Source organism: Streptomyces sp. E2N166, from assembly GCF_003671715.1.
Taxonomy (GTDB): Bacteria; Actinomycetota; Actinomycetes; order Streptomycetales; family Streptomycetaceae; genus Streptomyces; species Streptomyces thinghirensis.
In genome coordinates, this window is record NZ_RAIF01000006.1 from 585,776 (window position 1) to 596,728 (window position 10,953).

At 71.6% G+C, this 10,953-nt stretch carries 13 protein-coding genes; 4 read left to right on the plus strand and 9 right to left on the minus strand.

Going from position 1 to position 10,953, the window contains the following annotated elements:
- A partial coding sequence (locus EBH09_RS03060; protein ID WP_153182596.1) for a S1 family peptidase occupies positions 1–1,244 on the plus strand: 1,244 nt, incomplete at its 5' end.
- Positions 1,245–1,348: 104 nt separating this feature from the next.
- Here the strand turns inward: EBH09_RS03060 and EBH09_RS38510 are convergent.
- The 4 genes from EBH09_RS38510 to EBH09_RS03075 form a co-directional block, all read right to left on the minus strand.
- A complete protein-coding gene (locus EBH09_RS38510) occupies positions 1,349–1,579 on the minus strand; it encodes an EamA family transporter (RefSeq protein ID WP_238697164.1) in 231 nt (76 codons plus the stop codon).
- Positions 1,552–1,896: a hypothetical protein gene (locus EBH09_RS38515; RefSeq protein ID WP_238697165.1), complete on the minus strand. Its 345-nt coding sequence runs from the start codon at positions 1,894–1,896 to the stop codon at positions 1,552–1,554. The genes EBH09_RS38510 and EBH09_RS38515 overlap by 28 nt, the downstream gene beginning before the upstream one ends.
- A gap of 53 nt (positions 1,897–1,949) precedes the next feature.
- Positions 1,950–2,135, minus strand: a complete 186-nt coding sequence (locus EBH09_RS03070) for a hypothetical protein (protein WP_121745465.1) — start codon at positions 2,133–2,135, stop codon at positions 1,950–1,952.
- A gap of 150 nt (positions 2,136–2,285) precedes the next feature.
- Positions 2,286–3,449, minus strand: a complete 1,164-nt coding sequence (locus tag EBH09_RS03075) for an ROK family transcriptional regulator (protein ID WP_121745466.1) — start codon at positions 3,447–3,449, stop codon at positions 2,286–2,288.
- Positions 3,450–3,635: 186 nt separating this feature from the next.
- Here EBH09_RS03075 and EBH09_RS03080 point away from each other — a divergent pair, with 186 nt between their 5' ends.
- Positions 3,636–4,838 carry a Gfo/Idh/MocA family oxidoreductase gene (locus tag EBH09_RS03080; protein WP_121746208.1) on the plus strand — a complete coding sequence of 401 codons (1,203 nt, stop codon included), beginning with the start codon at positions 3,636–3,638 and terminating at the stop codon, positions 4,836–4,838.
- A 35-nt stretch (positions 4,839–4,873) separates the two neighbouring features.
- Here EBH09_RS03080 and EBH09_RS03085 read toward each other — a convergent pair whose 3' ends face one another.
- Positions 4,874–5,569 (minus strand): L,D-transpeptidase family protein, encoded by a 696-nt coding sequence (locus EBH09_RS03085; RefSeq protein WP_121745467.1) that lies wholly within the window; start codon positions 5,567–5,569, stop codon positions 4,874–4,876.
- Positions 5,570–5,714: 145 nt separating this feature from the next.
- Positions 5,715–6,515, minus strand: a complete 801-nt coding sequence (locus EBH09_RS03090) for an SDR family NAD(P)-dependent oxidoreductase (RefSeq protein WP_121745468.1) — start codon at positions 6,513–6,515, stop codon at positions 5,715–5,717.
- Between the two features lie 49 nt (positions 6,516–6,564).
- Here EBH09_RS03090 and EBH09_RS03095 point away from each other — a divergent pair, with 49 nt between their 5' ends.
- Entirely contained in the window at positions 6,565–7,104 is a 540-nt protein-coding gene (locus tag EBH09_RS03095) for a hypothetical protein (protein WP_121745469.1), read from the plus strand.
- Here EBH09_RS03095 and EBH09_RS03100 read toward each other — a convergent pair.
- From EBH09_RS03100 to EBH09_RS03110, 3 genes are all read right to left on the minus strand, one after another.
- Positions 7,088–8,026 carry an SDR family oxidoreductase gene (locus tag EBH09_RS03100; protein WP_121746209.1) on the minus strand — a complete coding sequence of 313 codons (939 nt, stop codon included), beginning with the start codon at positions 8,024–8,026 and terminating at the stop codon, positions 7,088–7,090. The genes EBH09_RS03095 and EBH09_RS03100 overlap by 17 nt on opposite strands.
- Positions 8,027–8,167: 141 nt before the next feature.
- The gene (locus tag EBH09_RS03105; protein WP_121745470.1) at positions 8,168–8,797 is read right to left on the minus strand and encodes an MBL fold metallo-hydrolase; all 630 of its coding nucleotides are present in this window, start codon (positions 8,795–8,797) and stop codon (positions 8,168–8,170) included.
- Positions 8,797–9,885: an S-(hydroxymethyl)mycothiol dehydrogenase gene (locus tag EBH09_RS03110; RefSeq protein ID WP_121745471.1), complete on the minus strand. Its 1,089-nt coding sequence runs from the start codon at positions 9,883–9,885 to the stop codon at positions 8,797–8,799. The genes EBH09_RS03105 and EBH09_RS03110 overlap by 1 nt, the downstream gene beginning before the upstream one ends.
- Before the next feature lie 145 nt (positions 9,886–10,030).
- On the opposite strand from EBH09_RS03110, the gene EBH09_RS03115 reads away from it, so the two are divergent.
- Positions 10,031–10,953: ABC transporter ATP-binding protein (locus EBH09_RS03115; protein ID WP_193776166.1), on the plus strand; the 923-nt coding region annotated here is incomplete at its 3' end.

Sequence of the window (10,953 nt, forward strand, 5' to 3'; positions counted from 1 at the left end):
GTACCGGCGCCGGCCTCGTGGCACGGCTGGGTGCGTCCCGTACGGCGGGCCACTGGGTCGGCTCCGACGGGCGGCCGGTCGTCGCGGTCACCGACGAGAGCACGGCCGAGGCGGTGCGGCGAGCCGGTGCGGAGGCGAAGCTCGTGCGGCACAGCATGTCCGAGCTGAAGTCGGCTGCCTCGACGCTGCGTTCGGCGCCCCGGGTGCCCGGTACGGCGTGGGCCCTCGACTACCGGTCGAACGAGGTGGTGGTACGGGGTGACAGCACCGTCTCCGGGTCCGACTGGTCCCGGCTGACGGGCGTCGCGGAGGACATCGGCGGCTTCGTCCGCATGGAGCGGACCGAGGGCACGTTCACGACTCGGCTGAACGGCGCGGAGCCGATCCTGTCCACGGCGGGACGCTGCTCGGCGGGCTTCAACGTGACCGACGGACAGAACGACTTCATCCTCACCGCCGGCCACTGCGGGCCGACGGGGTCCGTCTGGTTCGGCGACGACGGGGGCGACCGGCAGGTCGGCAAGACGGTCGCCGGGAGCTTCCCCGGGGACGACTTCTCCCTTGTGGAGTACGCGAACGGCAAGGCGGGTGACGGCGCCGACGTGGTGGCGGTCGGTGGTGGCAAGGGGGTGCGGATCACGGGTGCGGGTGAACCGGCCGTCGGACAGCGGGTGTTCCGCAGCGGCAGCACCAGCGGGCTGCGCGACGGCCAAGTGTCCGCGCTCGACGCGACGGTGAACTACCCGGAGGGCACGGTCACCGGCCTCATCGAGACCGACGTGTGCGCCGAACCCGGGGACAGCGGGGGGCCGATGTTCTCCGAGGGCGTCGCGCTCGGTGTGACGTCGGGCGGCAGCGGCGACTGCGACAAGGGAGGTACGACGTTCTTCCAGCCGCTGCCGGAGGCCATGAAGTCGCTTGGTGTTGAGCTGATCGTCTCCGCGCGGGAAGGGGCGGGGTCCGGCGCCACGCCCTCCTCACCGGCCGCCAATGGCGGTGGCGGCGGTGGCGGTGGCGGTGGCGGTGGCGAAACCGTGCCGGGTGCCGTGACGCCCGGGGCCGCGGCGCCCGTGACGGGCGTCAACGGCTCGACCCTGCTCTCCCGTCTCACCGACCGCCGCAACGTCGGCCCGGGCATGCTCGTCGTCGCGGGCAGCCTGATCGCCCTGGTGGCCACCCGGTGGATCCGCGCGGAACAGGACCGCAAGGCCTATCGACGCCACTACTCGGCGACATGGGGCTGAGCCGTGGGGCGGACACGGACCGGCGCCCGCCCTCGGCCGCCCCGACGGGCCACCCGTGTCCGGGCGCGGGCCGGCGACGTACGCCGCACACGTGGTCCCGGCGCTCAGCCCAGCGTCAGCGGCACCGTGGCCGCCGCGCCGGTCACGCCCACGGCCTGCCGCCGGTCGACCCGCTCGTGGAGGAGGGCGAGGCCCAGGACGACGGACAGTGCCGGGTGGAGGGAGGTGAGGACCACGGCGACCGACAGCGGTTGCCGCTGGGCGGCGAGGAGGTACAGGATCGGGCCGAGCGCGGCACCGGCGCCGATCAGCAGTGCCTCGGCGCGGCGGCGCACCGGCGCGACGGCAGCCGCAGGCGCCCGGTGTACCGGGCGGCGGCGGGGAGCGGCAGGAGTACGGCGGCGACTGTGACGGCGCTCACCGGCACCACCACGCTCGTCGCGCCGCGGCTCAGACCCCGGTTGAGGAAGTGCATGGCGACGCCGCTGCTCACGCCGCGCAGGGCGCCCCACAGCAGGTCCGCGGTGCGGACGACGCCGGGAGTGGTCACGAGGAGGGCGGCCACGCAGGCGAGCACGAGCCCGCCGACCTGACCGAGGAAGGTGACGACGCCGTAGCAGACGGCCGAGGCCAGTGCGAGAAGGGCACCCATCCCGAGGGGGCGCCCAGGGCCGGGGCTCCGACGCGCCGGGGAGCCTCAGCCGCTCAGGCGGCCTGCACGGGCTCCGGGGCCGCGGTGGCCCACTCCATGACCAGCCGCTGGTACTCCGCGCGCTGCTCGACGCTCAGTGTCCCGCCCGACCGGAGCCACAGGGCCCGGATCTCCTCGTTGACCTCGGCAGCCGATCGCTCGGAGGAGGGTTCAACAGTGGTGGACATGCTGTGAAGCATACGGCGCCCGGCGTGAAGACGATGTGAGTAATGGCGAACCAAACGGACATACCAGACCGTGTTACTGGTCACGTCGATCTTCTCATCTGTCAAGGCCTACGGGTGAGTTGGTTCACAGCGACTGTGTTCCGCCGCACGCGGCCCACCACTTCACACCAGCGCGGCCCCCAGCACCAGCACCTGGATCGCCAGCACGGCGGCACCGCGCGCCCAGTCGTGAAAGTCGGACACCTTGATCTCCAGACCGACCGGCTCGGCCTGCGGATGCCGGTTGTCGCGGATGGTGTCCTCCACCACATCACCGGCCACGTCCATCAGGCCGACCCCCTCCCCGGCGAGCAGGATTCTCTGCGGCATCACGAAGTTGGCGATCTGCGCCACCAGGGTGCCCAGGGCACGCCCGGCCTCCTCGACGACCCGGGCGGGCATGGGCTCACCCTCGGCGGCGGACGCGAGGATCTCCTCGTAGCTCCAGTCCCGGCCGGTGGCGGCCCTGACCTGGTAGCGGATGTTGGGGATGGTCAGCAGTGAGACGGCGCTGCCGCGTCGGCCGTCGGGGGTGAGCGGGCCGTGCGGGTCGAGGATCCAGTGGCGGCCGAACCCGCGGTCCTCGCCCCCCGAGTACGGCACCCGCTTGCCGCCGAGCACGAGTCCGTAACCGACGCCGGCGCCGATGGTGAGGACGACGAACCGGTCCAGACCGCGCCCCGCCCCGAACCAGGTCTCGGCCTCCACGAAGGCGGCGGTGTCGTTCTCGACGACGGCCGGCAGCCCGGTGCGCTCCTCGACGAGTCCGGCCAGCGGAACGCCCCGCCATCCCAGGAAGGGTGACTCGCCGACCACGGCGCGGCCCTCCACGAGCCCTCCGACACCGATGCCGATGCCGGCGACCCGGGGCCGGTCACGGGACAGTTCCCGGGTCATCGCGGCCACCAGCTCGGCGACGTCGACGGGGTCGTGCGTGGTGAGCGGACGGTTGTGGCGGGCGACGATCTCACTTCTGAGGGTGGTGACGACGCCGTACACCATGTCACTGGTGATCTTGAAGCCGAGGAAGTACCGGGAGTCGGCGACCACGTCGAGGGGTTGCGAGGGCCGGCCCTGCCGCACCCCGGCCGGCGCGCCCGCCTCCGGGACCTCGACCAGTAGCCGCGACTCGAGGAGCGGCTTGGTCAGCCGGGTGAGGCTGCCCGGGGAGAGAGCGAGCCGCCGGGCGATCTCGGTACGGGACATCGGCCCGTGCACGAGCACCTCGATCGCCACGGAGCGTTCGCCGGGGCTCAGCGGAAGCCAGCCTTCGGCACTCGTGGTCATGACGGTCGAGCCTCGCTTTCTTCCATCTCGGAACTAAAAAACCAGCCCAGATCGATTTCGACCCCGAGAGAGGATACTCGCGCCACCCCTTGACGCGATGATTGTTCCACATCAAAAGTAAGTGATCCGATCCGTCGGATGAGAGGGAGTCTCCCCATGACCATCCCCGTGAAGGGCACGCCATTCATGACGTTCTCCCTCGGCATCGTCGGTGCCGGCCAGTTCTCCGGCCAGTTCGCCAGGCTGTTCCTGGCCCACCCAGGTGTGAGCGACGTGTATGTCACCGACCTGCTGCCGGAGCGGGCCGAGCGGCTCGCCGCCGCCGAAGGCCTCAGCGGCACCTTCCCGGCCTACGAGGCGATGCTGGAGTCGAAGGCGGTGGACGCCGTCGCGGTCTTCACGCAGCGCTGGACCCACGGCCCGCTCGTGCTCCAAGGGCTGGGCGCGGGCAAGCACGTCTACTCGGCGGTTCCCATGGCGATCAGCACCCAGGAGATCGCGGAGATCATCGACGCGGTCAAGGCGACCGGACTGACGTACATGATGGGCGAGACCAGCCAGTACAACCCGGCGACCGTGCACGCCCGCAACCGCATCGCCGAGGGCGCCTTCGGGCGGCTCTTCTACGCCGAGGGCGACTACGTCCACGACATGGACCTGGGCTTCTACGACGCGTACCGGTACAGCGGCGGCGAGGAGTGGAAGGCCACCGCCAGCTATCCGCCGCTGCTGTACCCGACGCACTCGGTGGGCGGGGTGCTGGGCGCCTGGCAGACGCACGCGGTCAGCGTCTCCGCGCTCGGAGTGGTGGACGAGCGCGGGGACGGGGTCTTCGACCGGTCGGTGAGCCGGTTCGACAACGACGTCTCCAACGCGACGGCGTTGTTCGAGGTGGCCGGCGGCGGGTCGTTCCGTACGAACGAGTTCCGGCGGGTCGGCTATCCCTCGCACATCCGGGAGTCCCGTTTCCGCTTCTTCGGCACAGAGGCGAGCATGGAGCAGCTCGCCACGGTGGCCCTGTGGCAGGACAAGAGCGGGGTGGAGGACATCAGCGAGCTGCTGGAGCCCAAGCCCACCATGTCGCCCGGCGACCCGTCCCTCCGGCACGTCGCTCCGGAGCTGCGGGCCGCCTTCACCTCGGGTTCGGCGCCGGTGCACGACAGGGCGCGGCTGCCGAGGGCGTTCGACGAGATGCACAACGGACACGAGGGCAGCCACCACTTCTTGGTGGACGACTTCGTGACGGCGGTGAACTCCCGGACCCTGCCGTCCGTGAACGCCTGGGTCGCCGCCCGCTACACCCTGCCGGGCATCGTCGCTCACGACTCCGCGCGGCAGGGCGGGACCAGGCTGGAGGTCCCGGACTTCGGGGACGCGCCGGAGCTGTGACGCGGCCGCGCGAGCCGGGTGCCCGGGGACGACCGTCAGGTGCCCGGCTTGCGGCCGTACACGTAGACGTCGTCGCCCTTCTTCAGCAGCGACCAGTACTTCTTGGCGTCGGTCTTCGTCATGTTGACGCAGCCGTGCGAGCCCGGCGGGTTCCACATGCTGACGCCGGCCGAGTGGAAGGCCTGGCCGCCGTCGAAGAACTGGCTGTAGGGCATCGGCACGTCGTAGATGGTCGAGTGATGGTCGATGTTGCGCCAGTAAACCTTCTTCAGGCCGGTGCGGGTCTCGTATCCGTTGCGACCGGTGCGGACCGGCACAGGACCGTACACGACCTTCTTGCCGTCCTGGATCCAGCTCAGCTGGAGGGTGAGGTTCACGCAGGCGATACGGCCCTTGTTGACGGGGCACTTGCCCGACTTGTTGGGGTTCTTGCCGACGGCCTTCTGCTTCGTCATCAGGTCCATCACACCCCAGGTGACAGGTCCCGCGTAGCCGATGTTCGGCTTGATGCCGTGCTTGGTCTGGAAGGCGCGGATCGCCTTGCAGTCGGCGGTGGACTGCTTGCCGTCGGCCGGACGGCCGAGGAACTTCTCCACCTTCTTCTGGTACGGGCCCGTCTGCGTGGTGCAGCTCGCCGCCTGGGCCGGTGCGGCGCCGAGCGCGAGCGTGAGCGGTGCCACCAGTGCGGTGACTCCGAGTGCGACGGCTCCCCGTCTGCGTGTGTCCCCCATGGCCGGTCAGCCTTTCGCGTCGAAGCGGTGGGTGTGCTCCCCGCCTGCTAGACCGCCGCCCGGTGCCTTCGGTTGCCTGCCGCGCCCACGTCGCGACCGAACGGTGACAAACGCCACCGGGCGTTCTCGGACCGCCGCCCGGCCGTCAGTCCCTGTCGCCCCACTCCTGGACCGCCTGCCGGAACCCGGTGTTGACCGCGGTCAGACCACCGTCGACGACCAGCGTGGTGCCGGTGATCCAGGCCGCGTCCCGCGAGGCGAGGAAGGCCACGGCCGCCGCGATGTCCTCGGGCTCGCCGACCCGCCCCAGCGGGTACAGCCTCCGGACCGCCGCGAGGTCGTCCTCGCGGCCCTCCCAGGCCGTGGTGCGCACGGTGCCCGGCGTCACGAGGTTGACGCGGACGCCGCGCGCGGCCGCGTGTCCGGCGAGGGTGCGGGTCAGGGAGCCGAGCCCCGCCTTGGCGGCGCTGTACGCGTGGTTGCCGAAGTCCTGGACGCCGTTGACCGAGCCGACGCTCACGATCGCGCCGCGCCCCGAGGCCGCGAGGTGGGGCAGCGCGGCGCGGCAGCAGCGGTAGGCGCCGGTGAGGGTGACGTCGAGGTCGCGGGCCCAGACCTCGTCGGGTTCGTCCTCGAAGAGCGGGGCGTCGGGCGAGCAGGCGTAGGCGTTGTTGACCAGCACGTCCAGGGCGCCGAAGGTGTCCACCGCGTGGGCGACGGCCGCCTCGACGGACGCCCGGTCGGCCACGTCGCAGCCGAACGCCTCCGCGATGAGGCCCTGTTCCGTGAGCTCCTCCGCCGTGCGCCGCGCCGCGGTCGGATCCACGTCGGTCAAAAGCACCCGCGCCCCCTCGGCGGCGAACCGGCGTGCGGTGGCCGCGCCGATGCCCCGGGCGGCGCCGGTGATCAGTACTCGGTGGTCGGTGAATCGCCCTGTGTCCGTCATGGCCCGACGGTACTGCCGCGACGATCACGCGGGCAGATAGCGTGCCCCCATGTCCGCGTTCTTGCAGCAACTCCCCGCGCTCATAGGTGTGGTCGTCGGAGCGCTCGGTTCCTATCTCGCCGTCGTCCGCAGTGACCGGGCCCGGTTCCGCAGTGAGGCCGCGGCCCGCTGGGAGGAGCGCAGGCTCGCGGTCTACGCCGACTACGCGCGGACCCTCAAGGCCTCCGTCACGCTGGCGTACCGGGTCGCCGCCCACCTCGGCAACGACCCGCACCCGCACCCGCTGAGCCCCGAGGAGGCCGCGCCGGCCCAGGCCGAGGCCACCCTCGCCCGGGACCCCGCCGGGGAGGCGCTGCTCCTGCTCGGCAGCAGGGAGGTGGTGGAGAAGGCACGGGCGTGGGTGGTGACGGTGCTGGAGATGGAGGGCTTCCTGCGCGAGGGGACGCGTGACCCGGACGCCTGGCAGACCCTGCTGGAGCGGCAGCGCGCCGGACGCGAAGGCTATTACACGGCCGTACGGGAGGACCTGGCCCTCCCCCCGGGACACGCGGCCCGCTGGCCGCTGCCGCCCGTCAGCGGTAACCGGTGACGTCGGCGGGCTTGTCCGCGTCCTGCACCTCGACGACGTAGCGCCAGGCGTCCGGGCGGCTGCCGTCGAGGTCGGTGAAGCCGTACTCCTGGGCGAGGCCGCCGCTGGAGAGGGACCGGCCGTTGAAGCGCGCCACGTCCGGGTCGGCGGCGAGGGCGGTGACGGCGCGGCCCACGTAGCGGGGCGTCTCGGAGATGGCGAAGTGCGGGACGCGGTCGAGGGCGTCGCGCCAGTTCTCCTCGCGTACGCCGAAGTGGTCGAGCATGATCTCCGAGCGCAGCCAGCCGGGGGTGAGCGCGACGGCCGTCGCGCCGCGCGGGCCGAGTTCGTGGCCGAGGGCGAAGGCCATGCGCAGGACCGACGTCTTGGCCAGGTCGTAGAAGAAGGAGACGCGGTAGTGGTCGCGGTTGTAGTCGTCGGTGCCGTCGGTGACCTCGACGACCAGTCCGCCGGGGCGACGCAGCAGCAGCGGCAGTGCGTGGTGGCTGGTGACGGCGTGGGTCTCGACGGCGAGCCGCAGGAGTCTGAGGCCCTTGTCGAGGTCGTGCTCCCAGACGGGATTCTCCCACTCGAAGAGGTTCTCGCCGCCCCAGATGTCGTTGACCAGGATGTCGAGGCGGTCCTGTTCGCGGGCGACGCGGTCGACGAGTGCGGCGACCTGCGCCGGGTCGAGGTGGTCGGTCGGTACCGCGATGCCCCGGCCGCCGGCCTCGGTGACCAGGTCGGCGGTGTCCTCGATGGTCTCGGGACGGTCGTACTCGGAGCGCCGGGCGCGGGTGCTGCGGCCGGTGACGTAGACGGTTGCGCCGGCCGCGCCCAGTTCGACGGCGATGCCGCGTCCAGCGCCCCGGGTCGCCCCGGCGACGAGTGCGACCCTCCCCGCCAGCGGCTTCTCCAATGACTCTTCCGGTGACCCTGCCATGTCCGGCTCCCGTCTCTCTCCCGCACGAGCGATGTCGTGATCGAGAGTGCCCGGGAAGCCGGACATCTTCTGTCACCTTTTACGCGTGTCCTGCGTTGCGCGTGTCCCGCGTTGCGCGTGTCCCGCGTGTCCCGCGAAGGGTCAGTGCCCGCGCTTGATCCACTCGTCCAGTTGCGGGGCCTCGGCTCCGATGGTGGTCGGGTCGCCGTGGCCGGTGTGGACCTTCGTCTCCGGCGGGAGAACCAGCAGCCGGTCGCGGATCGAGTCGATGATGGTCGGGAAGTGGGAGTAGGAGCGTCCGGTGGCGCCGGGCCCGCCCTGGAAGAGGGTGTCGCCGCTGAAGAGGGCGCCGAGACCCGGGTCGTAGAGGCAGACGGCGCCGGGGGCGTGTCCGGGGGTGTGCAGGACCGTCAGATCGGCGCCGGCGGCCTCGATGACCTGGCCGTCGGTCAGCCAGGCGTCGGGGTCGCGGTCGGGGTGGGACTGGTGCCACAGCGGCAGGTCGTCGGGGTGCAGCCAGATGACGGCGCCGGTGCGCTCGGCGAGGGCCGGCGCGGCGTTGACGTGGTCATTGTGGGCGTGGGTGCACACGATGGCCGTCAGCCTGCGGTCCCCGACGGCCTCGGCGATCGCGGCGGCGTCGTGGGCGGCGTCGATGACGATCACCTCGTGGTCGTCGCCGACGAGCCAGACGTTGTTGTCGACGTCCCAGGTACCGCCGTCGAGGCTGAACTGTCCGGAGGTGACGAGGCGTTCGATGCGGGCGGCCATCACAGCACCACCACCGAACGCAGCACGTCGCCGGCGTGCATCCGCTCGAAGGCCTTCTCGACCTCGTCGAGCTGGATGGTCTCCGTGACGAACTTGCCGAGGTCCAGGCGGCCCTGGAGGTGGAGGTCGATGAGCATCGGGAAGTCGCGGGAGGGCAGGCAGTCGCCGTACCAGGACGACTTCAGGGATCCGCCGCGTCCGAAGACGTCGAGGAGCGGCAGCTCCAGCTTCATCTCGGGGGTCGGTACGCCGACGAGGACGACGGTGCCGGCCAGGTCCCGGGCGTAGAAGGCCTGCTGGTACGTCTCCGGGCGGCCGACCGCCTCGATGACCACGTCGGCGCCGAAGCCGCCGGTCAGTTCGCGGATCGCCTCGACGGGTTCGCTCTCGCGGGAGTTGACGGTGTGGGTGGCGCCCATGGAGCGGGCGGTCTCCAGCTTGCGGTCGTCGATGTCCACGGCGATCACCTTCGCCGCCCCGGCCAGGTGGGAACCGGCGATCGCCGCGTCGCCGACGCCGCCGCAGCCGATGACGGCGACCGTGTCACCGCGGCCGACGTTGCCGGTGTTGATGGCGGCACCGATACCGGCCATCACCCCGCAGCCCAGCAGTCCGGCCACCTGCGCGGAGACGGCCGGGTCGACCTTGGTGCACTGTCCGGCGGCGACCAGCGTCTTGTCGGCGAAGGCGCCGATGCCGAGGGCCGGGGAGAGCTCCTGGCCGGTCGAGGCGAGGGTCATCTTCTGCTCGGCGTTGTGGGTGTCGAAGCAGTACCAGGGCCGCCCGCGCAGACAGGCCCGGCACTTGCCGCACACCGCGCGCCAGTTGAGGATCACGAAGTCGCCGGGGGCCACGTCGGTGACGCCGGCGCCGACGGACTCCACGACGCCCGCGGCCTCGTGGCCGAGCAGGAACGGGTACTCGTCGCTGATGCCGCCCTGCTTGTAGTACAGGTCGGTGTGGCACACCCCGCAGGCCTGGATGGCGACCACGGCCTCGCCAGGTCCGGGATCGGGCACGACGATCGTCTCGATCCGCACGGGTTCGTCCTTGCCCGGTGCGATCACGCCGCGTACTTCCTGCGCCATGGTCTGGACTCCTTCTTCGGCCACTCGATGAATCACTCCGACCCTACGCTCAACTGATCGGTACGGGCCGACGACAGGGCGACATAACCTGAGTCGTCCGCCCGTCCGCCCGTCCGTCCGTCCGTCCAGCCATCGAAGGAGCGTCGTGAGCATCGCAGAGACGGAGTCCGGTCCGCCCGCCTGGCGGCTGCTGCTGGGGTACGTCCGGCCGCACCGCCGCGCGCTGTTCGCAGGCGCGCTGCTCTCGCTGCTCACCGGAGGGACGGGGCTGCTGCTGCCGCTGGTGGCCCGCGGCCTGATCGACGACCTGTCGCACGACCGCGCCATCACCGGCGCGCTGCTCGCCATGTCGGGTCTGGTCGTTGCCAACGCGGTGGTGGGCGCCCTGGGTTCCTACGTGCTGCGGCGCACCGCCGAGTCGGTGGTGCTGGACGCGCGGCGCACCCTGTCGTCGTATCTGCTGCGGCTGCGCGTCGCGGCCGTGGACCGTACCGAGCCCGGTGACCTGATGGCCCGGATCACCTCCGACACGACGCTGTTGCGCACGGTCACCTCCGAGTCGCTGGTCGGCCTCGGCACCGGCGGGCTCACGCTGGTGGCGACGATCGTGATGATGGGGCTGGTCGATCCGGTGCTGCTCGGGGTGACACTGGCGGTGATCGCGGGCGCGGGGACGGTGATCGGGCTGATCGCGCCGCACATCAACCGGGCGAGCAAGGAGGCCCAGAAGGCCGTCGGTGTGATGGGGGCCGCGCTGGAGCGGGTGCTGGGCGCCCTGCGCACGGTGAAGGCGTCGGGTGCGGAGCACCGGGAGGAGCGGGCGCTGCACGACGCGGCCGAGGAGTCGTGGCGGCAGAGCGTGCGGGCCGCCAAGTGGTCCGCGGCGGCGGGCAACACGGCGGGGCTGGCCATCCAGATCGCCTTCATCACGGTGCTGGCGGTGGGCGGGGCGCGGGTGGCGACCGGGGCCGTGGACGTGGGCACGCTGGTCGCGTTCCTGCTGTACGTGTTCTTCCTGATATCCCCACTGCAGGAGGTGATCGGCGCCGTGGCGCAGTACCAGACGGG